The organism is Photorhabdus thracensis (assembly GCF_001010285.1).
Classification (GTDB): Bacteria; Pseudomonadota; Gammaproteobacteria; order Enterobacterales; family Enterobacteriaceae; genus Photorhabdus; species Photorhabdus temperata.
On the sequence record NZ_CP011104.1, the window covers coordinates 762,301 to 787,533 of the forward strand.

Sequence of the window (25,233 nt, forward strand, 5' to 3'; positions counted from 1 at the left end):
TTTTGGGTGTGAGTGTTCCCTATCAATCAGAATGGGAAAAAGATAAGATCCGTTGATTCGCCGGTTACTTTGAACATTGATCCTTGATGGTGCCATGCACCAAGCACTCCGCGGTAGTATATTTTGTTATGCAGAGAAATTTCATGTACAGCCGGGCGGTGAGTATGCCCATGTATCACCCAGTCAGCTTGATATCGCTCAAAAACATCAATAACAGCTTGCTGGTTGACATCCATGATTGCTTCGGATTTTCTGCTATTGACAGATTGGCTGTTTGCCCGCATTTTTTCGGCGATTTTCTGACGGATAAACAGAGGTAATAATAAAAACAGGCGCTGAATCCACGGGGTATGTACCCGTTTACGGTATTGTTGATAACCTTCGTCATCAGTACACAAAGTATCTCCGTGTAAGATAAGCACTCGCTTACCATACAGTTCCACTATTTTTTCCTGTGGTAACAATATCATTCCGCTTTCTTCAGCGAAGCGGGAGCCGATCAGAAAATCACGGTTACCATGAATAAAATAACAGGTAACACCTTGTTTTTTCAGTATTTTTAATGCAGCGGCAATTTCATGGTGGAGAGGATTGTTATCATCATCGCCAATCCAGTAATCGAACAGATCACCGAGAATATAGAGACTATCTGCCTGAATAGTATCCTCACGCAGAAAACGCAGAAAACGCAGAAAACCGGCAGTGATTGCCGGTTCGTGTTCGCTGAGATGTAAATCTGCGATAAAAAGTGTGCACATACGCGCTGAATTACTCGCTGACAGTCACTTTTTCGATGATAACGTCTTCGCGTGGTACGTCTTGGTGCATACCGCTGCGGCCAGTAGATACGCCTTTGATTTTATCAACAACATCCATACCTTCGACCACTTCTGCAAATACGCAGTAACCCCAGCCATCAGGACGTTCAGAACGGAAGTTCAGGAAATCATTATCAACAACATTAATGAAGAACTGTGCAGTCGCGGAGTGTGGGTCGTTGGTACGTGCCATAGCCAGAGTACCACGGTTGTTTTTCAGACCGTTATTGGCTTCGTTTTTGATAGCCTCGTCAGTCGATTTTTGCTTCATACCAGGTTCAAACCCACCACCTTGAATCATGAAGCCATTAATAACACGGTGGAAAATAGTGTTATCGTAGAAGCTATTGCGGCAGTAGTTCAAGAAATTTTCAACAGTTACAGGAGCTTTGTCAGCGAAAGTATTAATTACGATATCGCCAAAATTGGTATGGAAAGTCACCATAATTGAAATCCTAATAATAGTTTTGATTAACCCGGTTTAGGGCATTTGGACCAGGCGGCTTTTATATCACATCTGCCATAATGAGTCAGTACCTATTAATTTCAGTAAGCTATATTGACCGCTGACCTTGCAAAGCGCTTAATATCAGGTTTCAATATCTTATTGGTCTATGCCATATCGAGTATCTATTTATGAGATAAGGACATAAATCCAGAATTATCAATTCGTTATTTTTAATCACACGTACAGTGAATTTACGGAAAATCCCGATGCTAAAAATTTTCAATACCCTCAGCCGCCAGAAAGAAGAATTTAAGCCAATCCATCCAGGGAAAGTAGGGATGTACGTGTGTGGTATCACGATTTATGACCTATGTCATATTGGTCACGGCAGAACATTTGTTTCCTTTGATGTGGTTGCCCGTTATCTGCGCTATCTGGGATACGATTTGACCTATGTGCGCAACGTGACCGATGTTGATGATAAGATCATCAAACGTGCAGCGGAAAACCGTGAAAGTTGCGATGAGTTGACCAGCCGTATGCTGGCGGAAATGCATAAAGATTTTGACGCGCTGAATATTTTACGCCCTGACTTGGAACCACGTGCGACCCGTCATATCCCAGAGATTATTGAACTGACGGAATTGTTGATAAAACGTGATCATGCTTATGTGGCGGATAATGGTGATGTCATGTTTTCCGTCGAGAGTGATCCGGATTACGGATCACTTTCCCGCCAAGATCTCAGCCAATTACAAGCAGGTGCACGAGTAGAAGTAGCTGATGTTAAGCGTAACCCGATGGATTTCGTATTGTGGAAAATGTCTAAGCCGGGTGAACCGAGCTGGGAATCACCGTGGGGAGCTGGTCGTCCTGGTTGGCATATTGAATGTTCTGCCATGAACAACAAACAGTTAGGCAACCATTTTGATATTCATGGTGGTGGTGCTGATCTGATGTTTCCGCATCATGAAAATGAAATTGCTCAGTCTACCTGTGCTCATGATGGCCCGTATGTGAATTATTGGATGCACTCTGGAATGGTGATGGTGGATAAAGAGAAGATGTCCAAATCACTGAACAACTTCTTTACTATCCGTGACGTACTGGAATATTACGATTCAGAGACGGTACGTTACTTCCTGCTGTCAGGCCACTATCGCAGCCAGCTTAACTACACTGAAGAAAACCTGAAACAGGCGCGTACTGCGCTTGAACGTCTATATACTTCTCTGCGTGGCACGGATGCTTCTGTACAGCCGGTAGGTGGTGAAATGTTTGAGGCGCGTTTCAAGGAAGCGATGAATGACGATTTCAATACGCCAGAAGCTTATTCGGTACTGTTTGATATAGCACGTGAAATCAACCGATTGAAATCAGAAAATATGGCCGCGGCGAATGGCCTGGCGGCTGAGTTACGAAAATTGGCAGGTATTTTAGGCTTATTGGAACAAGAGCCGGAACAATTTTTGCATAGTGGTGTTCAGGCTGATGATGAAGAAATTGCCAAAATAGAAGCACTGATTAAACAGCGTAATGATGCCCGTAAAAACAAAGATTGGGCGCTGGCAGATTCTGCCCGTAATCAGTTGAATGAGATGGGGATTGAGCTGGAAGACGGCCCGCAGGGAACGAGTTGGCGTCGTAAGTAAGTTAGATATGTTTTGAGTCACTGAGCTGGCTTTTAAAATAGGCTCCCTTTTGGTGGAGCCTATTTTAGTTATTCTTTGATGCAAACAGAGTCACCGTTGAAGGTAACAACCTGTCCGGCAGTAATTTTGCAGCGTTTGCGCGTCTCTGTCTGACCATTGACTTCAATCAGACTTTCAGCAATAACGGCTTTGGCGGCCGCACCGCTTTCACTCCATCCTTGAAACTTTAGCAGATCACACAGCTCCACATGAGGATGGCCTTCTAAATAAAAAATTTCCATTAACAACCTTCAGTTTTTTCCACGTTGTGGTATTCCTCGCAGGCTTGCAAGGTGTTCTGGATAAGCGTAGCTACTGTCATTGGACCAACACCACCTGGAACGGGCGAAATCCAGCTTGCTCGTTCTGATGCGGTTTCAAAATCAACATCACCAATGACCTTACCGTCTTCCAGACGGTTAATGCCTACATCAATAACGATAGCGCCTGGTTTAATCCATTCACCGGGGATAAAGTTCGGTTTACCGACAGCCACAATCAGCAGATCCGCATGTTCCACATGGTAGCGTAAATCTTTGGTAAAGCGATGAGTCACCGTGGTGGTACAGCCAGCCAGCAACAATTCCAGACTCATTGGACGACCAACAATATTTGAAGCGCCGATAATGACGGCATTCAGGCCATAAGTATTGATTTCGCAGCGCTCAAGCAACGTTGCGATACCGCGCGGAGTACAGGGGCGCAGTTTTGGCGCACGTTGACACAGACGGCCAATATTATAGGGATGGAAGCCATCAACATCCTTATCAGATTGGATACGCTCCAGAACCTTGACATTGTCGATACCGGCGGGTAAAGGGAGTTGCACCAGAATTCCATCAATTTCTAAATCGTTATTGAGCTGATCGATAAGGTTCAGTAACTCTGCTTCACTGGTAGTATCTGGCAGATCATAAGAACGGGAGACAAACCCGACTTCTTCACAGGCACGGCGTTTGCTTGCGACATAAATCTGAGAAGCGGGGTTTTCCCCTACTAAAACAACGGCAAGACCGGGAGCACGTTTTCCCGCTGCGACACGTTGTTGAACACGTTCTGCGACTTCTCTTCTGATTGTCTGCGCAATCGTTTTCCCGTCAATAATTTTTGCTGACATGTACTAATAAATCCATAAATCAAACATTGGGATACCGCCTATTTTGTCAGAACATGAGCGTGCTGTCAGTTTTATTGATAATCAGAAAATAGACAGATGGAGATTTATAAGCAGAAAAGCCATTGACTCAAGGGTTTGTCCCCGTATAATCTCACCCCGCATCAAAGCATTACAGATGCAGCTCATCTCCCAAGATGCGCCCTTAGCTCAGCTGGATAGAGCAACGGCCTTCTAAGCCGTAGGTCACAGGTTCGAATCCTGTAGGGCGTACCATCCTTTAATATCTTATCGTCTTCCAAAGTCCACAAAACTCCAGTAAATACGCAGTATTAGCCATTCTTCGTTCTCCCGTAGTCTAGTAAGGTATGTTGAAATCTACGATCTTATGGGGGTATATTTAGGGGTACGTTCAGGTTCAATGAAGTGAGATACCCCCAAATGAAGCTAACAGCCCGACAGGTAGACACTGCGAAGCCTAAAGATAAACCTTATAAACTTGCAGATGGTGGTGGATTATATCTATTGGTTAACCCTAATGGCTCTCGTTATTGGCGGTTAAAGTATCGGATCGCAGGCAAAGAAAAATTGCTCGCATTAGGGGTATATCCTGATATATCTCTCGCAGAAGCAAGAAATAAGCGAAATGAGGCAAGGCGAACGCTGTCAGGTGGTAGTGATCCGCTTGAGGAAAAGAAAGCTGAAAAAGTCGCCAGAGCTTTTGCGGTCAATAATAGTTTTGAGTCTATCGCCGTTGAGTGGCACGAACATAAGCGCCCCAATTGGTCAAAAGGATATGCTGAAGACATTCTGGAATACCTGCGAAAAGATATTTTTCCCTATGTTGGGAAACGTGCTATTACTGATATCAAACCCGCTGACATGTTAGCCGTTCTCCGAAAGATGGAGCAACGCGGCGTGTTAGATAAATTGAAAAAAACCAGACAAGCATGTCGGCAAATTTTCACATATGCTGTTATTACAGGACGAGCAGAATTCAATCCCGTTACTGATCTTGCCAGCGCGCTTAAGGCACCAAAGCAAAAACATTTCCCACACCTTTTAGCCGACCAACTACATGATTTTCTTATCACCTTGGGTGGTTATAGTGGCAGCCAAGTGACGCAATCAGCAACACGTATGCTGATGCTGACCGGAGTACGTACCATTGAGCTGAGAGAATCGGAATGGACTGAATTCGATTTTGATAACGATCTCTGGCAAATACCTGCCGAACGTATGAAGATGCGCCGTCCTCACATCGTACCGCTATCAAATCAGGTTAAAGCTATTCTTATTAAGTTACACGCTATTACAGGGCGCGGGAAATATGTTTTCCCTGGTCGTAATGATGCGGGTAAGCCAATGAGTGAAGCCGCCATTAATCAGGTTCTTAAGCGTATTGGTTATGATGGCAGGGCAACAGGCCACGGATTCCGCCACACTATGAGTACAATTTTACATGAACAGGGGTATAACTCAGCTTGGATTGAAACGCAGCTTGCTCATGTGGATAAAAACAGTATCCGAGGAACTTACAATCATGCCCAATATTTGGATGGTCGTAGGGAAATGTTGCAATGGTATGCCGACTATATGGATGTACTCGAACAAGGCAAAAATGTATTACATGGCGAATTTAAGAAGCGCGCTTAACTGGGTGAATAAGCAACAATAGTTGTCGTTCAATATAAATAACATTTCATAATTCTGCTACACATGGCCTTATTCAACCCATTGTTATATATAGAATTATGAGTAGTATAAGATGTAGCGCTATTTTGGAATCTTATTTATAACTACTTAAGGTTATTTTTAATCATAAGTAGTTATATCTGTAAACTGTAAGATATATTACATTCTTTGTATGAAGTAAGTTACTATTCCAACGTGATGATCTCACATTATAAATTCGGTTTAATTACTCCTGTTCTAATAACATCCAGAAACATCAAATATGGACAAACTAACAGGGGAAACTATATGTCAACAATTACCACATCTAAAGAAAGTCTTATTCGCTTGTCCGAGGTTCAACGCAGAACGGGTTACAGTAAAGCGTGGATTTACAAACTCATTGAAGAAGATAAATTTCCGAAGCAAGTAAAAATTGGCACTCGCTCAATAGCTTTTATTGAGTCAGAAATTGATAGCTGGATAGCTCAACGTATCGCTGAATCTCGCGGTGAGATGATGTAATGAAAAAATACATCTCACCAACCGATGAACAGAGGAAATATATTCTTTCTGCTTATGGTGAATCTGAAAGAAGAATAAGGGAAACAGAACGCAAAAGATTAACGAGTATATCAAGGGGACATTGCTATAAACTAGAAGCCTTGGGTTTATTTCCTCCACGTTGTCATTTTGGGCGTAATTCCTGTGCGTGGCTTTTAAGTGATATTTTATGGTGGATACGCAATCCTCCAAAAGTAGAAAACGTAAACAACCCATATAGCCGAAAAGCACAGTAAATAAAGAAAAATCATGAAAAATAAAAAGACGGATAATAACCGTTACGGGTATCCCTACGCTAAAAATCAGGAAAGTGATATTTCAATTAGTTGTATGGTGATTAGCTGGGTGAAAAAAGGCGGGGATAGCACGGTGAATGCTACCCTTAACTTACTTGCTTTTAGCGAGTTAGTTAACCACCGGATTTATTGTCGGTTAGTTCAACCTTTTGGCTCTATGCCTAGCTGTTCTAATTCTTTGCGGCCTAATGTTTTTAACCAGTTGCCTAAAGTCATTCCAGCATCGGACGCAGCGTCTTCAAACTGTGCTTTTAGCTCAGGTGTTATTCTGATTTGGAAAGTGGGGGACAAGCCTTTTCCTTTTTCAGTTTTATCTCTTTTTAATATTGACATGTACGTACGTAACCTTATAGCATGTGATTTATTACGTACGTACTTTATCATGGTGCACGTACAAAAAGAAACGCCCCCGAATGATATTGGTCGTATCAAACGAGGGCTAACCACCAACGATAACGACAATATCGAGGTAGCTATGTATCAATATACCTTTCTCATCGGAAAGGGCAAAGCCCGTTTGCCTAAAATCCTCTCTATGCGCTTTACCTCCATTCAGGGGGTATACTATGAGCAATAAACCTATCTCATTAAAACAGGCGCTATATCGCGCAGGTCTGGGAATTTCACTTTTCGCGTACATTACCCAAAAAGCCAAAGATGAATGCGAAACCAATTTAAATAACCTGATTGCACTGGCGCATGGCATTCATCAGGAAGTTCACCGCGACCTGTTGAAACACGTCCCGCAGAACCCGGTGAATAAATTAGTCAATTGCATTGTACGCAGGGAAATAGATCCATTAGGTCAGTCCTCGTTTCGCGCGGGCTTATGCACTTCTTTATATGAAATCATTCTTGAACAGGCCAGCCAACATTGTTCGGAAGAGTTACATGATTTGTTGTCGCTGGCTTGTGATATCAATCAGGAAGTTTACCACGCGCTTTATGCGGTGGTTAATGGTGAGGAAGAATGATCATGAGTCAGGGAAATCATAACCCTAAAAGCCGCCCGATTAACTTAATCCGCGCTGTGAAGCAATCCGCCGCCAATTATTGGCAAAACCTATTGCCCGCTTGTGGCGTTGGTGTTCCAGCAAGGGGAAAGCATGGTGCTTGCCCGATATGCGGCGGAACTGATCGCTTTCACTTTATTGACGATAACCATAACGGCGACTGGTATTGTCGCCAGTGCGATGAGCCGAATCATGGTGACGGTTTGGATTTGGTGGCAAGAACCAAAGGGATCACGGTCTTTGCAGCGGCTAAGCTGGTGGCTGATGTGCTGTCAATGCCTTTGCCCGAACCTAAACACGTCAAAGAACAGCCACGAGCAGCAAAGCCGGTTGCTGAACGTATTGCGGCACTGGTTGCTACTACTGTTACAGGTGAATCTCAATATCTGGTGAAAAAGGGGCTGCAATGCCCCAATCAGCGGTTATTGAAAGATGGCTCTTTATTGCTGGTGGTTCAGACGCTGGACGGCACAATCACGGGTGCACAGACCATTAAGCCAAACGGCGCAAAACGCTTTGTTGCAGGTACTCAGAAAAAAGGGAGCTTTATTTCCTTATCACCCATAGCCGGAACGCCGGACACAATCATCATTACCGAGGGCTACGCCACTGCCTTAACCGTCAGCCAGTTACATGAAGGCGTAGTGCTGGCAGCTATTGATGAAAGTAATTTACTGACTGTTGCCGGGCAGGTTAGAACGCAGTGGCCAGACGCGAAAATTATCCTTGCTGCTGATAATGACTGGCACGAGCCGGAAGAACGGGACAAAAACGGCAGGCTAAAAAAGAACGTTGGCAAAATGGCGGCAGAGAAGACCTCTATAGCGATTAACAGCTGGGTAACGCTACCGCCTACGGCATTAAAAGCCGATTGGGATGATTATCGCCAACATCACGGCATTGAGACAGCAAAGCAGGCATTTAATAACGGGTTATATCAGGTTGGGGAGAAAAGACTAATGGAAGCAGAAGCAGTGGTGATCCAAGAAGCAAAGCCCAAAAAGGCCAATAACAATCTGACACAAATGGCAGCCAGTCAGCGCGGGGCGCTGGTGGTAGAACGCTACGGCAAGGTCGCGGTCAATCCTGAAAGTGATATGGTTTACCATTTTAACGGTACGACATGGCAGACTGTGTCGGATAATGAGCTGCGCCGCGCAATGGTGGCAATCTTTGACCAGCACGAAACCCCTTACAGTCCGAATGGGATCAATAACGCTATCTGTGCCATGAAATTACAAGTGCCGGTTATCGGCGAACAGCGGCAGGATTTAATCGGGTTTCGTAATGGCGTGTATGAATTATCGACACAACAATTTACCCCGCACCAGCCGGAACACTGGCTAATGAACCATAACGGCATCACATTCACCCCGCCTGCTATCGGTGAAAACCTGCCGGATCACGCCCCTGATTTTTACCGTTGGCTATCCCATGCGGCGGGAAGCAATGAACACAAAATGAATCGCATCAAAGCCGCCCTGTTTATGATTCTGGCAAACCGCTATGACTGGCAGCTATTTATTGAAGTGACGGGCGAAGGTGGTAGCGGTAAAAGTATCTTTACCTATATAGCAACACTATTGGCAGGAGAGCATAATACAGCCAGTGGCAATATGAGGGCACTGGATGAGGCCAGAGGCCGCTATCAGTTTGTCGGGAAAAGCCTGATTACGCTCCCCGATCAAGTTAAATATGTGGGTGAAGGGGCAGGCATTAAGGCGATTACAGGCGGCGACCTAATTGAAGTTGACGGGAAATATGAGAAGCAATTTTCTACAGTCATTAAAGCGGTGGTATTAGCCACTAATAACGAGCCGATGAGCTTTACGGAACGTAACGGCGGGATTGCACGGCGTAGGGTGATATTCCCGTTTAATATTCCGGTCAAAGAATCCGAGAAAGACCCACAATTGCCGGAGAAAATCAGCCGGGAACTGCCTGTGATTATTCGGCATTTGTTAAGCGAATTTGCCGACCAGAATAAGGCTAAAAAGCTGCTACAGGCGCAACGCGATTCTAACGAAGCGTTAACGGTGAAAAGCAATTCAGATCCGTTGTATCGCTTTTGCGGTTATCTGGTGTCTGTCAATGATGCAACTGGAATGAAGATGGGCAATAAGAACATCAGCCCACGCGCACCGAGATTGTACCTGTATCACGCTTATCTTTCTTTTATGGAAGCACACGGCTTTGAGCGACCGCTCACACTGACCAAGTTCGGCGAATCACTTCCCAAAATTATGCTGGAGTATCGCAAGGAGTATCGGAAAGTGCGAACCAATAAAGGTTACTCTTATAACGTTGAATTATCCGAAGAAGCGGAAGAATGGCTACCCTCTGTACCTGAGTTACGAAACAGTTAAGCCTGCTGTATAAAACTTTTAGGTTTAGGTCTGCATTCCATGCACTATTTTAAATATCTATCTGTATTTAAAGGAAAATAATAGGTGTATAGTTATTTTTTAGCTATACACTAGTATACATTCTCTTCATTAATGTAAAAAATAGGTGAACAGGTGATACAGTGAATGAATATCATATTAATTGCGGAAAACCCAGATGTAGCAAGGCGTTCAGTGAATTATGCAGAGGGTGCACAGCGAAGGAGGCGAAAAAGATTTTTAGGGGGTATCTCTGGCAGGCAAATAAAAGCCGGATGAGTCTGGGATAATAAATTTAGTGCATAATTTTTTTATTATGGTAGGACTGAAATTAAAATTAAGTAATTGTCTGATTTTTCTTAAGAATAGAGATTCATCACAAATTTAAAGGTGGATCTTTTCCATGCTGGAATGGGTAAGCATTGTTGTTATATCCTGCTTAATTGATGCTACATCGGAAATCTTGACACAAGTCAATCAATTATTAATTTGATATTGAGTGCTACGGAGAATTGAGGAATGACACATAAAAAATATAATCCCACTTGGGATGGTTATATGGGCGATTTTTTAAGGGGTAATGTAGGGATTAATCAGCTAAAACCCCAGCATGAATTTTTTGATGCCATTGGGTTAGAAAAAGTATTGAGTGATAATACCCAATATCACTTTGTTCTCACATTAGCGCAAGCCAAAAGCATTATTGAGGATATCAGTCCCTCCCATCCACAAACCCCAAGTCATGGAGAAGCATTTGCAAGAGGTACGGAAGCAGAAAATCTAAGTTACGGAGACGAATTTGCAAGAGGCACGGAAGTAGATAACAAGAAAAAAAATCCTATGGCGTATGTATTTTCTGTCACAGATCCTATTTCCACCTATGCGGGAAATATTTATGATTCACATGGGTTTTCTGATGTTTGCCGGGAATTTAAGAGGTTAAGTATTACTGCAAAAACCTATGTGGGAGAAAATGGGAAAAAATATATTCATCTGTCAGGTCATGCTGGTCTTAGGCGTCTTGTCAGGGGAACCCGATACGGTGCTAGCCACCCTCAAATGTTAACCATGGGGATAGGACAGCAGGGTCTTAATGCTAGTATTATCAAAGGTGTTAGATTCTGTATTGTCTTTTCGATTGGCTATAGATTGATAGAAAGTATTTTTAAGGATGAATATACTTTAGCCGATTTTATCGGCAACATAACAATGGATATGGCTAAAACTGCTATTATTGCTGCTTCCTCTTGGATTGTAGGATCACTTTTAACTGCCACTGCTTTGGTAGGTGGAAGTATTATTGTTGTTGCGGGAATAGTTTTAGCTGTTGGAATTCTAGTGGCTATCGGTTTAGATCTTGTTGATAAGCAATATGGAATAAGCGAAAAATTAATAGCACTTTTGAAAGAAGAAATGAAGAGAAAGCCAAGAACACCGGAAGCAGACTTACAATATTTTTTTAATACGATGGGAAGAATTAGGTGAATAGCAAATATTTAAAAGCCTTGGGTGGAGTAATATTGTTATTATTCCTTACATTTCTGATGTACTTCATTATTAAATCTGCTGTTTCATTAGTATTAATGAAAGATGAAATAACATTCTCCAGCGCAGTTATTATAAGTATTCTATCTTTCCCTATAATATTTTACTCTTTATCAGGTTCTATTTTTTTCTTTATATTTGATAGATTACCTAAATACAACAAGATACTTGTTAAGTACCTGAGTAGATTGATGATTGCATCATTTGTCATTAGCTTACCTATCTCTTTTTATGTTGATTATAAGTTAAAAAATGATGGTTATTTGACATGTGATAAAATATCGTGGATGTCACCAACAACCTACGTAAAAAATTTATTACTTTGTAAATGAAAAGTTTTGTAAATATTTTGTCTTCATGTTTCCCCTTGTTTAGCCTCTAAATCACAGAGGCTTTTTTATTATTTTTCACGGTGTTAAATAGTGTTTTAAAGAAAATAACTATTCCAAAAACACCATGAAAAAACTACTCGAATTACACCAACAGAAAACCGATTTAACCCAACAAATGCGCTCGTTGCTTACCAAAGCCGAAGACGAAAAGCGCTCACTGACTGCCGATGAAGCCAAACAGTTCGACGAGCTGCGCACTCAGTCTGATGCACTCAATACGGAAATTGCCCGTTATGAGGCGCTGTCTGATGAAGAACGCAGTCAGGCAAGCAAACCCCAATCGACCAGCAAGAACCTCAGTAATGACGAGTTGCGCCACTATATTCTGACCGGAGAAACCCGCGCCTTGTCTACGGGCGTTCCGTCAGACGGTGGCTATACCGTTATCCCCGAACTGAACAAACAGATTATGTAGCAATTGGCTGATGAATCTGTCATGCGCCAAATCTGTACTCTCAAAACCACACGCAGCAACGAGTATAAACAGCTTGTTTCGGTCGGTGGTGCGGCAGTGGCACACGGGGAAGAAGGTAAGGCACGCGGTGAGACTGGCACGCCGAAGATGGAAGAAGTCAGCATCAAGCTGTTCCCCATTTACGCTTATCCCAAGACCACCCAAGAGATCATCGATTTTAGCGATGTGGATATCTTAGGCTGGCTGACCTCAGAGATTGCCGATACCTTCGTCGATACCGAAGAAACGGATCTTGTCAGCGGTGACGGCAGCAAAAAAGCCAAAGGTTTTCTGGCTTATCCCCGCGATACGAGAAGCGACAAGGTGCGTGATTTTGGCACGCTGCAAAAACTGGAAGCTACCACGCTTGAGGCCGATAGCCTGATTGATCTTAAGTTCCTGCTTAAGAATAAATACCGTAAAAACTCCGTCTGGGTGATGAACTCCAATACTGCCGCCAACGTGCAAAAACTGAAAAACGGTAACGGAGATTATATCTGGCGGGAACGTTTACAAGCGGGTGATCCCGATATGTTGCTGGGCTTACCTGTCCATTATCTCGAATTTATGCCCGATGGCGTGATCGGTCTGGGCGACTTCAAACGCGGTTATTTCATTGTTGACCATGAAACAGGCACCCGTACCCGTCCCGACAATATCACCGAGCCGGGATTTTATAAGGTACACACTGATAAATATCTGGGTGGTGGTCTGGTGGACTCCAACGCAATCAAGATCCTTGAAGTTAAAACCGCGTCGAAATAAGCGAAAGGAGCGAAAGTCCCTTGACTGTCTGGGAGTCCATAAAATGAATAACGATTTTGAAATCCGCACGGCTTCCCTGTCTGCCAGTGATAAGAAACTGACAGGCTATGTGATTAAGTGGAACAGCCGATCCCACGTTTTATGGGATGAATTTGTTGAACAATTCGTCCCGAATGCGTTTACGAACAGTCTGACAAACAATACCGATGTTCGGGCGCTTTATGAACATGATCACATGAACCTGTTAGGCCGTACTACATCTGGCACGTTGAAGTTGACCGAAGATGCCACCGGATTACGCTTCGAACTAACCCCGCCTGATACGCAGTTGGGGCGTGATGTGCTGACTCTGGTTGAACGGGGTGATATTTCCGGTATGTCCTTTGGATTCAGGGCGCTGAAAGATCAGTGGGATGTTGGACAAGAGCCGTATCTGAGAACCGTTTTAGAGGCCGAACTGCGGGAAATCACTATCACCAGCTTGCCCGCCTACCCTGAAAGCGGGGTAGAGATTGCCAAGCGCTCTTTGAATGCTCTCAAATCCCATGATGTGGATTTGTGTCATTACTGGCTGCAACTGTCCGAGGTGTGATTATGTGGCCTTTTAAGCGAAAAGACACTGAAACCCGCAGCATGAGCATGGATGAGTTTCTTTTTCTGGCGGGCGTGTCTAACACCAAATCGGGCGAGCATGTTTCCCCGTCTACGGCCTGTCTCTTGATCAGATCTCCAAATCAACTGATTTAGCCAGCAAATAGCCGTCTATCAGGGTTTGCAGCCGAAACCAACCTTCCCAAAGTCGTTCCCATCCGACTCGACCCGTGCGTTTGGAATCGTACCAGCCGGCCAGTTTTCCCAGATTGATGAAGGCCCAATGCAAGCTCGGGGCTTTTTTCGGCACACGGCATTTTTCTTGTTTTGACCACAGTAATTTCCACGCCAGGGGGCTTAATACTGTCTCACAGCTCTCTTTCTCTGCTTCTTCTTTGTTCAGACCCTTAAAACGCAGCTGGTGTATCCGTACCGCAATAAAGGCCAGCAGCACTATCATCCGCTCCAGATTATCTTTGCTTTGCATACGCAGCGCTTCTACCTGCGTGCCGCCCGTTTTCCACGCTTTGTGAAATTCTTCTATCAGCCAGCGGCGCTCGTAATAACTGAATATTTTATGGGCGTCTTCCTGACTGTTGACGGGTTCGGAGGTCAGAAGATGCCAGCAAAGCCCATCCTCCGGACCTTTTTCGTAGCAACCGACATAAAATATCCGCACCGCTTCACCGCTTTTTCCTTCGGGGATTTTCAACGTCACTTCGGCATAACGGATATCACAATGCGCGACACGCGCCTGACGCCCGCCTTTCTGTCTGATCTGAACTAATCGTTCTCCAGCACTCTGTAACTGGCTGATAAAGTCATAAAGTTTATCCTGACTTTCCTCAATACGCCGGTTTTGCATCGAACGGATGACGAAACGGTGTTTTTGGCTCGTTTTATAACGCAGATATTCAATGATATCGGCTTCACGGTCACAGACAGAAATCACGTTGGCCATCTGCTCCCCTAACCGGCTGTCGACGGCTTGTGAGGCCCGTTCCCACTTATAACTCTCTTTCCCTTCATAAGGGCGTGTGTCGCGTTGTCGGCTTTTGCCATAATCACTGACATCTCGACACCAGCGCTGTTGCTCTATCAACCCCACGACCTGTTGTTCTTCAGGCGCAAATAACAACACCGAGTGTACCTGCATGCCCCGGGATTTTTCCGTCGAGGTGGTATAGCCGAGTTCATCGGCGACCGACGCGTGGGAAAATGACAGGGTTGTCGTGTCTTCCAGCGCTAACAGGCAACGATAACGTTGAGCGTGAGCGACGGTGGCGGTAAATCCGGCTTCGGCGATGGCCTGAGGCGCAATGGCGGAATTTCGGGTCAGTCGGTAGGCCGCTTCAACATCGGCAGGAGAGTCAAGAGATTGCACGAGCGATTGTCCTATATGGTTAGCCAACGAACAGGCCACTTTCACCAGGCGGTTGGTACGGCGTTTATCACCTAATTCCGCATGTTGAAACGTGTCATTTGCCCATTGTTCAGCGCAGGTTGAAAACATAAAGATTACCTCAAGTCGTGTTTGTTATTGAGATCAATCTATGAGGAAAAAGTTCAATAACGAGGGGGCAGGTTAAAATATTTGTGTAGGAAAGACAGGTCTACGGCGGAGGGCTTACCTGCGGTAATGAATGCCGTTACGGTGATCAGTGAGGCGGTGGCGACCATGCCTTGCTATCTCTATCGGGTTCAGCACCAGAACGGCAAAGAATCCCGCGAATGGCTCAGTGATCATCCTGTCGATTATTTGCTGAATGAGTGTCCGAATGACTGCCAGACCCCATTTCAGTTTAAGCGAACCCTGATGCGTCATTGCTTACTCAATGGTAATGCTTATGCGGTGATTGTCTGGGGGCGGGAGGGTCAGCCACAATCGTTGCACCCTTACCCACCGTCAACGGTTGTCCCTCAGCGGCTATCCGATCACCGGTTCTCATACACCATCACAGAGCCTTATAGCGGTAAGGTGAAAACCTACCTACAGGAAGAAATTCTGCATTTACGCTATGCCACCGAAGACGGCTTTCTTGGGCGATCACCTGTCACCATTTGCCGCGAGACATTGGGGTTAGGGCTGGCACAACAACGCCACGGTGCCAGTATCATGAAAGACGGCATGATGGCGGTAGGGGTTATCAAGTCCGCTGATTGGTTAGATGGTACAAAGGGCGCTAAGGCACTGGAAGCGCTCGAACGTTACAAGGGCGCTCGCAATGCAGGGAAAACGCCGATCCTTGAAGGTGGCATGGACTACCAGCAATTAGGCATGAGTAACCAAGATGCGGAATGGCTGGCTTCCCGTCGCTTCACGATTGATGATATCTCCCGTATGTTCAACGTCAGCCCGATCTTTCTGCAAGAGTATTCGAACAGTACCTACAGTAACTTTAGTGAAGCGTCCCGCGCCTTTCTGACCATTACCATGCGCCCGTGGCTCGCCAACTTTGAACAGCAAATCAAATCGGCCTTGCTGATGGCATCCCCGAAACGGGGGATTCGTTATCAGGTGGAGTTTGATACCGCCGACTTGCTTCGCGCCAATCCGAAAGAACGCTTTCAAAGCTATGAGACGGCGATTAAGTCGGGGGTGATGTGCCCGAATGAAGCCCGTGAACGTGAGGGACTCTCTCCCCGTAAAGGTGGAGATGAATTTAGTCAGGCATGGAAGCAAACGGTAGAAATCAAGAAACAACCGGAGGGCGAGGAATGAGGGCAGGCAGATTGAGGCATCGTGTGATTATCCAGAAATCCGAGCAGTCACGCGCCCCGTCAGGGCAGGTTATTGACAAGTGGGTGGATGTCACCACCGTCTGGGCGGAAGTGAGGGCGATTAGCGGGCGTGAGCGTTTGGCATCCGGTGCGGTGTTCTCTGAGGCCACTGTGCGTATCTGGATGCGTTACCGTGATGACGTGACCACCGCCAATATCATTCTCTATAACGGGGCTAACACCAGAGGAACCGCTTTTGACATTGTGGCGGTTATCCCTGATGCGAAACACACCCGCTTAGAGTTGCTTTGTAAAGGTGGTGTTTTCTAATGGCTGAAATCCCTTTAAATGAAATCAAACAGCATTGCCGGCTGGGTGAAAGCGATACGCTTGATGATGCCTTGTTAATGGGCTATGCCGAAGCCGCGCTGGAAGTCTGCCAGCAACATATTGGCAAGCGGTTTGATAACGGATTGGCCTTTACCCCTGCTATCAAGGTGGGCTGTCTGCTTTATATTGGCTTGCTGTATGAAAATCGGGAGATGGTGACAGAAGCAGAACTTAAAGAAGTCCCTTTTACCATCAAGTCATTGTGGTCTGTGTATCGTGATGTGGGAGTGTATTAGATGCCGTGGCAACCTTTAAAGCGCTGTAGTTACCCGAGTTGCCGTGAACGGGTGAAGTCAGGCCGCTGTGAACAACATCAACGCGAGTCCAGACGGCAACAGGACAAACAACGGGGAACCCGAACCCAACGAGGCTACAGTAACCGATGGGGGCGCTATCGGCTGCAATACCTGAAAGCCCATCCGTTATGTGTCCCTTGCTTACAGGGAAATATCTATACCCCTGCAACGATTGTAGATCACATTATCCCGATACAGGGTGAAGCTGATGTGTTGTTTTGGCCTGAATCCAATCATCAATCGTTATGCCAACCCTGCCATAACCGCAAGACCGTACAGACAGATCCTATCACCAAAGCGAAGCGCAAACAGGGTATCTATCAGGAACGGGAAACAGAAGCGGCAAAGCGTCGCGGTTGGTTAGTCGCAGAATAATAACAAATGAAATAGTGGGTGGAGGTATTAAAAATGACAAACGCGCTTCCCAGCGGAACCGACCCCCTCCTTCAATTTTTACGCACGGCAATTTTTTTGAAAATAAAATCACAAGGAACAGAGAACATTATGGCAAGAGCCCCCAAACCGCCCACTTATTTGAGCGATATTGCTGCCAGTCAATGGAAAGCCAAAGGTAAAATATTAAGCGAGCGGGAAGACCTGAACGCCGCCGACTGGAACAACTTAGAACTGTACTGCGTCAATTACGCTATTTACCGAAAAGCGGTGGCAGACCTTGATATCAGGGGTTTTAGCATCGTGAACAGTCAGGGCAGTGAAAGCCGTAATCCGTCACTGAGTGCCAAAGCCGATGCCGAAAAAATCATGATAAAAATGTCGGCGTTGCTGGGTTTTGACCCTGTATCACGGCGCAAAAATCCGGTGGAAACAGAGGAAGAAGACGAGTTAGACCGATTATGAACGTATGGGAACAGTACGCTTTTGATATCGAAAACGGCACAATTCTGGCCTGTAAACGGGTAAAACAGGCGGTAAAACGCTACCTTAACGACCTGAATAACCCACTTTATGTGTTTGATTCGGAGGTTGTGGCGCGGTTTATTGCATTTTCCCGTCACTGTCCGCACGTCAAAGGCCACCTGCGGGGCAAACCCATTATGCTTGAACCGTGGCAGCAATTCGCCTTTGCTAATCTGTTCGGCTTCAAGATTAAAGCGACCGGACGTCGAAAATATCGCAGTGCTTACATTCAGGTGCCACGCAAAAATGCCAAATCCACCGTTGCCGCGATACTGGCGAACTGGTTTCTGGTGATGGAGAACGGGCAGCAGGATATCTACACCGCCGCCGTGAGCCGGGATCAGGCGCGTATCGTGTTTGATGATGCCCGCCAGATGTGCCTGTTATCAAAACCGCTCAAAAAACGGGTAGCTATCCAACAGCACAAAGTGACTTATGCAAAGAGCAACAGCCTGCTAAAACCACTGGCAGCCAAAGCCGCTACGATTGAGGGCACTAATACTACAGCCGTAGATAGATATTGTGTCATAATGCGCCAAGTTCTCATGCCAACATAGCGAAAGATTCGATGCAAACACCGTTGACCCTGTGGACACAGGAGCTGGATACATTACACGCCCGTTTAGCTCCCCTGTTCAAACGCTCCGAACCCCGACAGCGCAGTCTGGCCTACCTTAAGGGACTCCTCAGCAACGTCGAACGCAAGAACGGCTGGCAACTGGCTGAGTGGATGGGCGAAGCCACGCCTGACGGGGTACAGCATCTGCTTGAACGTGCCTTGTGGGATGCCGACGCGGCCCGCGATATCTTGTGTGACTACGTTGTCGGCCACCTGAGGGATGACAACAGCGTGCTGATTGTCGATGAGACCGGATTCATCAAGAAAGGGCAGTACTCCGCCGGCGTACAGCGCCAGTACAGCGGCACCGCCGGACGGGTGGAGAACAGCCAGATTGGCGTCTTCCTGTGCTATGCCGGCGGTGGGGGCAGTGCCTTCATTGACCGGGAGTTATATCTGCCCCGTCAGTGGGTTGATGACCCGCCACGGCGTGAGGCGGCGGGTATCCCCACGGAAGTGAAGTTTGCCACGAAACCCCAGCTGGCCCGCCGGATGCTTGAGCGGGCACTGGATGCCGGCGTCCCCTGTGGCTGGGTCGCGGGCGACAGTGTCTATGGCGGTGACCGCCGCCTGCGGGTCTGGCTGGAGTCGCGCCAACAGCCCTTTGTACTGGGCGTCGCCCGGAATGAGCCGCTGTGGTGGAAGGGACCGGTGTTCATGAGTGCGCAGGCCATCGCCAAATCGCTGACGCCCCGAGCCTGGAAGTGCCGGTCTGCGGGAACCGGCGCCAAAGGCGAACGTCGATACGACTGGGCGTTTACCCCGCTGTGGCGCCTGCAATTAACGCGGGAAGAACGGCGTTTCGGTCACTACCTGCTCGTGCGTCGCAGTCGTGATGAGAAACAGGAATTAGCCTACTACGTGGTGTATGCCCCACGAAAGAAGGCGAAGCTCAAGACGCTGGCGCAGGTGGCGGGCCGGCGTTGGGAGATAGAGACGGGTTTCGAAGCCACCAAGGGGGAGTGCGGTCTGGCGCAATACGAAGTGCGGCGCTGGCAGGGCTGGTATCGCCACATCACGCTGTCCTTGTTAGCCCACGCGGTGCTGGTAGCCTTGCGGGTGCAGGAGAAAAAAAACGGTGCCGGGGCTGATTGCGTTGAGCGTCCCGGAGTTGCGCAGGCTACTATCACGACTGATGTGGAAAACCCAAGATGTCGTTGAACACATTCTGCATTGGTCTCTCTGGAGGCGGAGGCACCAGTACCGTGCTCAGCAGTGTTACTACCGTCGCAGAGGGGGGAGCCCACCCTCAGGATCCTATAGGGTTAGCGGGCGGAATAAACCTGTATCAGTATGCCCCTAATCCGATGAGTTGGATTGATCCTTGGGGATTGAATGGCTGGCAAATAGACGGGGAGAGAACATCAGCTGTTTTACAAGGTGGCCCGTTTAAAGAAAAATATTATAAAGATAGTAAGACAGGGCTATGGTGGTCGAAAGATACAACAGGCCATGGTGGATCTGCTTATAAAGTATATAGAGAAACTTCAACTTCTTTAGAATGGATTGCTGATGCTGATAAAGATGGCCAATTTATGCCTGAAAAACATAAAGGAAATACAGGCAAAACCATACCTAAGAAAGGTTGTAAAAGTGTATCTGTTAGATGAGATTGCTTATGATTCATACAATTGAGGAATTCGTAAGATTAAGGAACAGTAATATTCCCGCTGAATATATGAGAGCCGGAGTAGATGAGGCACCTCTCTTAATTTGGAAAGAACTCATTGAAAAAAAACCAGACATGAGGGTTTGGGTTGCAAGAAATAAAACTATACCGAAAGAAATTATAGTTGCCCTTTCTAAAGATGATAATCCAATTGTCAGGGATGCTATTGCAGCTAAATATCCGTTGGATATGGATATTTACTTATCTCTATCAAAAGATCCTGATGAGGGAATTAGAGCAAGGCTAACGTATAACAAGGGATTACCTATTTCTATCTTAAAAGAAATGTCAGAGAGCGACCCAAGTGATTTTGTCAAATCTCAAGCTATAGATAGATATCAACAACGTATTACATAGTTTATATAACATACTGTAATATAGTTCTATTAAAAAGCCGGAAAGATCCCATGATCTTCCGGCTTTCTTTTTTTAGAGCCGCTCAGTCCCTGCCCTTAGTTGCTGTTGTAATCCCCAATCAGCTCCCGCATCCGCAGCTTAATGTCACTGAGCTGGTCTTGCTGGCGCTGGTACTGTTGCCGGATGGTGCGGGTGTCGTCACTGTCAGGGATCAGCACCAGACAGCCCTCCATAATCTTCACGGTCAGGGTGCAACCCTTATCGAATCCGGCCGCCTTGAGCCACTGACCTTTAAGGTGTATCGCAGGTGGGGCGGTGGCCTTGTTATTTTGCGGCACGTATCCCACGGTATAAAAACGCTCTGTTTTTGTTGCTTTATTTACGGCACGGTTTTGCCTAGAATGCGCCTTAGCCATAGTAACTACCTCTTTTAGTTGCTTGTGGTGAGCGGCGTTGGTGTGGTCTCAACACATCAGCGCCGCGCTATTTTTATCCCTCCGGTTCATCAACGGGCAGCAATGCAGACTCCATACGTTGCTTGGCAATCATGGCATCAATGATCTTGATAACTGTTTCCTGATCTTCCTGTGCCAGTTGTTCCAGAACCTGAAAACGCCTAAATAATCGAGAGTTAGCCAACGGTGAATCTTCAACAGGATTGCCTGTCAGCAGATAATCCACCGTGACCCCTAACACATCAGCCAGCTTAACCATCATCTCAGCGGGAGGTATGTTAAGTCCGCTCTCGTACTTGTTCAGTTGTTGAAAACGGATCTCAACTTTCCCAGCCAGTTCTTTCTGAGGCCATCCCTTCTGCTTACGTAGCGCCTTGAGACGTACCCCAAATTCTTTGCGGAGTTCAGCATTTTGCATAATCAAAAACTCTGTTTGCATAGTGACTCCGTTAGTGTAAGGGCTTGTCTGAATTAGGGGTTGCAAGTAACTCCTAAAAGGATTATAAATAAATCCAATTAAGAGTCAATTTAAATCTTGACAGGATTTAGGAGTCAACAACATGGCACGGATACCCGACGCAGAATTACAGCACCTGAAAGCCGCTGTCTCCTTAGTGGCCGTGGTGGAGCAACAGGGGCGACAGCTCTTTAAACGCGGCAAAGATTACGTGCTGCTGTGCCCGTTCCATCAGGAGAAAACCCCGTCAATGGTTATCTCACCGGCAAAAAATCTCTATCACTGTTTTGGCTGTGACGCCGGCGGCTCCGTGCTGGACTGGGTAATGAAAACCAGGGGCTTAAGTCTGCGCCGGGCCGTGGAACAGTTGCGCGGGATACTGGGAGATAACCCCTCTGTGGCCCCGCTGGTGCAACCGGATGAACCGGCCATGCTGGCCGATAATGACGCCGGACGGCAGGCGCTGCTCAGTCGGGTCGTCGGGTTCTACCATCATACGCTGCTGAATGCCCCCGAAGCCCTGGCTTATCTGGAAAAACGCCGGCTCAACCACCCGGAATTAGTCGCCCGGTTTAAACTGGGCTTTGCCAACCGCACGTTAGCCTATCGCCTGCCCATCAAGGCCGTGCAGGCCGGCGCACAGATCCGCGCCCGTCTTCGGGCCGTGGGGATTATGCGCGACAGTGGACACGAACACTTTACCGGTTCGCTGGTGATACCGGTTATCGACCCGAACGGTCAGATCCGCGAGATCTACGGGCGCAAAATCACCGACCGCTTACGCAGCGGAACGCCACTGCATCTGTACCTTCCCGGCGCACATGGCGGGATATGGAATGAGCCGGCGCTGATCAGTTCAGGGGCGGTCATCCTCTGCGAATCGTTGATCGACGCCCTGTCATTCTGGGTGGCCGGTCACCGCCATGTCACCGCCGCGTATGGGGTGAACGGCTTCACCGATGAGATGCGGCAGGCGTTCCGGCGGCATGGCGTTAAACAGGTCTTGATCGCCTACGACAACGATCCGGCAGGCAATGAGGCGGCGGTAAAACTGGCCGCCGAACTGACTGCCGACGGCCTCACCGTGTTCCGGGTGGGGTTCCCCGAAGGCATGGACGCCAACGGCTATCTGTGTCAGGTCGCCGAGCCGGAACGGGCCTTCGGGTTGCTGCTCGACAGTGCCGTGCCGATGCAGGCGGCGGCGGAAATACAGACAACCACCGCCACAGAGCGGGCCGCACTGGCTGAACATCAGCCGGTTCCGGTGCCGGAAACGGTCAGCACCTTAGCCGCCGGGATAGCTGCGTTGCCGTCAATGCCCAATGTGGTCTGGGAAACCGGCGCTAACGGCGAGATATCCCTCACGCTGGGCACACAACAGTGGGGTATCCGGGGCCTGTCACAGGTGAAAGCCGGGGCGGCAGTGATGAAAGTCAATGTTCAGGTGGTTGATACCGACAGCGGCGTGATGTTCGCCGACAGCGTGGACATGATGAGCGCCCGCAGCCGGAGCGGGTATGCGCGACTGGCCGCTACCGAACTGGGACTGGCCGAAGGTGACCTGCGCCGGGCACTGGGGCAGGTGTTGCTGGTACTGGAACAGTGTCAACAGGCCGGTGTCAGTGAACAAACTGAAACCCCGCCGGTTCCCGAACTGAGCGAGGACCAGCGGGCAGCGGCGCTGGCACTGCTGCAAGACCCCCAACTGAGTGAGCGCGTCACCGTTGACTTAGCCGCCTGTGGCGTGGTGGGCGAATCCACTAACCTGCTGGCCGGTTACTTAGCCGCCGTCAGTCGCAAGCTGGACCGTCCGCTGGCCGTGCTGATACAAAGCAGTTCGGCGGCAGGGAAAAGCAGCTTAATGGATGCGGTACTCAATCTGATACCGGAAGAAGAACGGCTGCAATACAGCGCCATGACCGGCCAGAGTCTGTTCTATCTGGGGGAAACCAATCTCCAGCATAAAATCTTAGCCATTGCCGAAGAGGAAGGCGTCAGGCAGGCCGCCTATGCGCTCAAACTGTTGCAAAGCGACGGCGAACTGACCATTGCCAGTACCGGTAAAGACGATGCCAGCGGGAATCTGGTCACCAAACAGTACACGGTGAAAGGGCCGGTGATGCTGATGCTCACCACCACCGCGATAGATGTCGATGAAGAGCTGTTAAACCGCTGTCTGGTGCTGACGGTAAACGAATCGCGGGAGCAGACCGAAGCTATCCACGCCTTGCAGCGCCATAAACAAACGCTGGAAGGTCTACTGGCCGAGAATGAAAAGGCATATATCACCGAACTGCATCAAAACGCCCAGCGGCTGTTGCGCCCGCTGAATGTGGTTAACCCTTATGCCTCACAGTTAACGTTCATGAGCGATAAAACCCGCACCCGACGCGACCACATGAAATATCTCACCCTGATACAAAGTATCGCCCTGCTGCATCAGCACCAGCGCGAGGTGAAGACCGCGGAACACCGGGGCAAACGGCTTGAATATATCGAGGTGACCAAAGACGATATTCGCTTAGCAAACCGGCTGGCCCACGAGATATTAGGCCGCACGCTGGATGAGATGCCGCCCCAGACAAGGAAACTGTTGCTGCTGATACAGCAAATGGTGAAAGAGACGGCGGCAGCGCAACAACGCCCGGTGAAAGATATCCGCTTTACCCGCCGGGATATCCGCAGTTATACCCACTGGAGTGACAGCCAGCTTAAACTCCACTGTCAGCGCCTGAGTGACATGGAATACCTGCTGACACACGGCGGCAGTCGCGGCCATCTGTTGCAATATGAACTGCTCTGGAATGGCGATAAAGCGGAGGAAGCCCACCTGTGCGGTCTGATTGAACCGGAAAATCAGGCTGCCAATAGTGTATATGACTCATGCAAGTCTGGCCCGGATGAAAGCAAGTCGGGGTCAAGTCTGCCCCAAGTCAGGGCCAAGTCTGGCTCGCCAAAACCGGCTGCAAGCCACAGTGACAAAGGGCTGAACGGTTCGCAAGTCGGGCGAGCCTGAAAAGGACTGTTCCGGCCCCCTAAAAATCAGGCCGTCGTACCGTACTGTCCCTTCATCAACGAACCCGAAAGCCGGATAAAGGAAAGCGTGAATATGACGGGTGCAAGTCTGGCTCAAATGAAGGCAAGTCAGGGTCAAGTCTGCCCCAAGTCGGGGTCAAGTCTGGTTCGCCAAAACCGGCTGCAAGCCGCAGTAGCAAAGGGCTGAATGACTCGCAAGTCTGGGCAGACAGAAAAGGACTGTTCCGGCCACTTAAGAATCAAGCCATCGTACCGTAGTGATGTATCACACACTGATAACACTAACCGCTGTTCTCTACAGGAAATCCCATCATGTCATCACCCGTTAAACGTCAATCTGAACCTGCCCGGCTGACCCTGCGCCAGCATCTGGAGGCGTATCTGGATAACCTGCTGTTGCAGGGGGCGAGTCAAAAGAGCCAGTCCGCCCGTCATGAACGGCTGTCGCCGTTCGTCAGCTGGTGCGAGGAACAGGGCGTAATATCCGCCGCTCAGGTCACCGGGCCGTTACTGGCAAACTGGCAGCAGTATCTGACCCAATACCGCAAGGCCAACGGCCAGCCCTA

24 protein-coding genes, 1 tRNA gene and 4 pseudogenes are annotated in these 25,233 nt (G+C 47.8%); 21 read left to right on the top strand and 8 right to left on the bottom strand.

The window, feature by feature from the left end; translation table 11 throughout:
* Positions 1-26: 26 nt before the first annotated feature.
* Together lpxH and ppiB are read right to left on the bottom strand one after the other, a co-directional pair.
* On the bottom strand, positions 27-758 hold the full coding sequence (lpxH, locus tag VY86_RS03115) for a UDP-2,3-diacylglucosamine diphosphatase (RefSeq protein WP_046973896.1): 732 nt from the start codon (positions 756-758) through the stop codon (positions 27-29).
* A gap of 10 nt (positions 759-768) precedes the next feature.
* A complete protein-coding gene (gene ppiB, locus VY86_RS03120; RefSeq protein WP_021323815.1) occupies positions 769-1,263 on the bottom strand; it encodes a peptidylprolyl isomerase B in 495 nt (164 codons plus the stop codon).
* 269 nt (positions 1,264-1,532) lie between these two features.
* Between ppiB and cysS the strand changes: the two genes are divergently transcribed.
* Positions 1,533-2,918, top strand: a complete 1,386-nt coding sequence (gene cysS / locus VY86_RS03125; RefSeq protein WP_046973897.1) for a cysteine--tRNA ligase — start codon at positions 1,533-1,535, stop codon at positions 2,916-2,918.
* Positions 2,919-2,986: 68 nt separating this feature from the next.
* On the opposite strand, the gene ybcJ is transcribed toward cysS, so the two are convergent.
* Together ybcJ and folD are read right to left on the bottom strand one after the other, a co-directional pair.
* Entirely contained in the window at positions 2,987-3,199 is a 213-nt protein-coding gene (gene ybcJ / locus VY86_RS03130; protein WP_046973898.1) for a ribosome-associated protein YbcJ, read from the bottom strand.
* Entirely contained in the window at positions 3,199-4,074 is an 876-nt protein-coding gene (gene folD, locus VY86_RS03135; protein WP_046973899.1) for a bifunctional methylenetetrahydrofolate dehydrogenase/methenyltetrahydrofolate cyclohydrolase FolD, read from the bottom strand. The genes ybcJ and folD overlap by 1 nt, the downstream gene beginning before the upstream one ends.
* A 196-nt stretch (positions 4,075-4,270) precedes the next feature.
* Here folD and VY86_RS03140 point away from each other — a divergent pair.
* The 4 genes from VY86_RS03140 to VY86_RS22910 all read left to right on the top strand — a co-directional run bounded on the left by VY86_RS03140 (position 4,271) and on the right by VY86_RS22910 (position 6,545).
* Positions 4,271-4,347, top strand: a tRNA-Arg gene (locus VY86_RS03140).
* A 165-nt stretch (positions 4,348-4,512) separates the two neighbouring features.
* A complete protein-coding gene (locus VY86_RS03145) occupies positions 4,513-5,727 on the top strand; it encodes a tyrosine-type recombinase/integrase (protein ID WP_046973900.1) in 1,215 nt (404 codons plus the stop codon).
* Between the two features lie 327 nt (positions 5,728-6,054).
* Entirely contained in the window at positions 6,055-6,270 is a 216-nt protein-coding gene (locus VY86_RS03150; protein ID WP_046973901.1) for a helix-turn-helix transcriptional regulator, read from the top strand.
* Positions 6,270-6,545 carry an AlpA family phage regulatory protein gene (locus VY86_RS22910; RefSeq protein WP_071880963.1) on the top strand — a complete coding sequence of 92 codons (276 nt, stop codon included), beginning with the start codon at positions 6,270-6,272 and terminating at the stop codon, positions 6,543-6,545. Before VY86_RS03150 ends, VY86_RS22910 begins: the two co-directional genes overlap by 1 nt.
* Before the next feature lie 201 nt (positions 6,546-6,746).
* Here the strand turns inward: VY86_RS22910 and VY86_RS25585 are convergent, their stop codons facing one another.
* Entirely contained in the window at positions 6,747-6,938 is a 192-nt protein-coding gene (locus tag VY86_RS25585) for a hypothetical protein (protein ID WP_071880964.1), read from the bottom strand.
* 233 nt (positions 6,939-7,171) lie between these two features.
* Here VY86_RS25585 and VY86_RS25295 point away from each other — a divergent pair, with 233 nt between their 5' ends.
* The 6 genes and pseudogenes from VY86_RS25295 to VY86_RS03185 all read left to right on the top strand — a co-directional run bounded on the left by VY86_RS25295 (position 7,172) and on the right by VY86_RS03185 (position 13,750).
* Positions 7,172-7,579 (top strand): hypothetical protein, encoded by a 408-nt coding sequence (locus tag VY86_RS25295; protein WP_082111164.1) that lies wholly within the window; start codon positions 7,172-7,174, stop codon positions 7,577-7,579.
* A 2-nt stretch (positions 7,580-7,581) separates the two neighbouring features.
* Positions 7,582-9,984, top strand: a complete 2,403-nt coding sequence (locus VY86_RS03170; protein WP_046973902.1) for a primase-like DNA-binding domain-containing protein — start codon at positions 7,582-7,584, stop codon at positions 9,982-9,984.
* Positions 9,985-10,521: 537 nt separating this feature from the next.
* Entirely contained in the window at positions 10,522-11,487 is a 966-nt protein-coding gene (locus VY86_RS03175) for a hypothetical protein (RefSeq protein ID WP_080718300.1), read from the top strand.
* On the top strand, positions 11,484-11,879 hold the full coding sequence (locus tag VY86_RS22925; protein ID WP_038222693.1) for a DUF1240 domain-containing protein: 396 nt from the start codon (positions 11,484-11,486) through the stop codon (positions 11,877-11,879). The genes VY86_RS03175 and VY86_RS22925 overlap by 4 nt, the downstream gene beginning before the upstream one ends.
* A gap of 124 nt (positions 11,880-12,003) precedes the next feature.
* Positions 12,004-13,158, top strand: a pseudogene (locus tag VY86_RS03180) (phage major capsid protein).
* A gap of 43 nt (positions 13,159-13,201) precedes the next feature.
* Entirely contained in the window at positions 13,202-13,750 is a 549-nt protein-coding gene (locus tag VY86_RS03185) for an HK97 family phage prohead protease (RefSeq protein WP_046973903.1), read from the top strand.
* 129 nt (positions 13,751-13,879) lie between these two features.
* Here the strand turns inward: VY86_RS03185 and VY86_RS03190 are convergent, their stop codons facing one another.
* A complete protein-coding gene (locus VY86_RS03190) occupies positions 13,880-15,262 on the bottom strand; it encodes an IS4 family transposase (protein ID WP_046973493.1) in 1,383 nt (460 codons plus the stop codon).
* A 102-nt stretch (positions 15,263-15,364) separates the two neighbouring features.
* Here VY86_RS03190 and VY86_RS03195 point away from each other — a divergent pair.
* The 9 genes and pseudogenes from VY86_RS03195 to VY86_RS03235 all read left to right on the top strand — a co-directional run.
* Positions 15,365-16,471, top strand: a pseudogene (locus VY86_RS03195) (phage portal protein); the annotation flags it as partial.
* Positions 16,468-16,800: a phage head closure protein gene (locus tag VY86_RS03200; protein ID WP_046973904.1), complete on the top strand. Its 333-nt coding sequence runs from the start codon at positions 16,468-16,470 to the stop codon at positions 16,798-16,800. The pseudogene VY86_RS03195 and the gene VY86_RS03200, both read left to right, overlap by 4 nt.
* Complete coding sequence (locus VY86_RS03205; RefSeq protein WP_046973905.1) at positions 16,800-17,096, top strand: head-tail connector protein; 297 nt, start codon at positions 16,800-16,802, stop codon at positions 17,094-17,096. The genes VY86_RS03200 and VY86_RS03205 overlap by 1 nt, the downstream gene beginning before the upstream one ends.
* Entirely contained in the window at positions 17,097-17,531 is a 435-nt protein-coding gene (locus VY86_RS03210; RefSeq protein WP_046973906.1) for an HNH endonuclease signature motif containing protein, read from the top strand. It begins immediately after the preceding gene.
* A 129-nt stretch (positions 17,532-17,660) separates the two neighbouring features.
* Positions 17,661-18,014 carry a phage terminase small subunit P27 family gene (locus VY86_RS03215; protein ID WP_046976688.1) on the top strand — a complete coding sequence of 118 codons (354 nt, stop codon included), beginning with the start codon at positions 17,661-17,663 and terminating at the stop codon, positions 18,012-18,014.
* Positions 18,011-18,595, top strand: a pseudogene (locus VY86_RS03220) (terminase large subunit domain-containing protein); the annotation flags it as partial. The gene VY86_RS03215 and the pseudogene VY86_RS03220, both read left to right, overlap by 4 nt.
* A 47-nt stretch (positions 18,596-18,642) precedes the next feature.
* Positions 18,643-19,854 (top strand): IS701 family transposase, encoded by a 1,212-nt coding sequence (locus tag VY86_RS03225; RefSeq protein ID WP_238591457.1) that lies wholly within the window; start codon positions 18,643-18,645, stop codon positions 19,852-19,854.
* A gap of 89 nt (positions 19,855-19,943) precedes the next feature.
* Positions 19,944-20,303: pseudogene (locus tag VY86_RS03230) on the top strand (RHS repeat-associated core domain-containing protein); the annotation flags it as partial.
* Positions 20,304-20,311: 8 nt separating this feature from the next.
* Positions 20,312-20,719 (top strand): hypothetical protein, encoded by a 408-nt coding sequence (locus VY86_RS03235; protein WP_046973908.1) that lies wholly within the window; start codon positions 20,312-20,314, stop codon positions 20,717-20,719.
* Positions 20,720-20,814: 95 nt separating this feature from the next.
* On the opposite strand, the gene VY86_RS03240 is transcribed toward VY86_RS03235, so the two are convergent.
* Both VY86_RS03240 and VY86_RS03245 read right to left on the bottom strand, forming a co-directional pair.
* Positions 20,815-21,135: a SymE family type I addiction module toxin gene (locus VY86_RS03240; protein ID WP_046973909.1), complete on the bottom strand. Its 321-nt coding sequence runs from the start codon at positions 21,133-21,135 to the stop codon at positions 20,815-20,817.
* A 73-nt stretch (positions 21,136-21,208) separates the two neighbouring features.
* A complete protein-coding gene (locus tag VY86_RS03245) occupies positions 21,209-21,613 on the bottom strand; it encodes a helix-turn-helix domain-containing protein (RefSeq protein ID WP_046973910.1) in 405 nt (134 codons plus the stop codon).
* Between the two features lie 121 nt (positions 21,614-21,734).
* On the opposite strand from VY86_RS03245, the gene VY86_RS03250 reads away from it, so the two are divergent.
* Entirely contained in the window at positions 21,735-24,647 is a 2,913-nt protein-coding gene (locus VY86_RS03250; RefSeq protein ID WP_046973911.1) for a CHC2 zinc finger domain-containing protein, read from the top strand.
* Positions 24,648-25,233 lie beyond the last annotated feature (586 nt).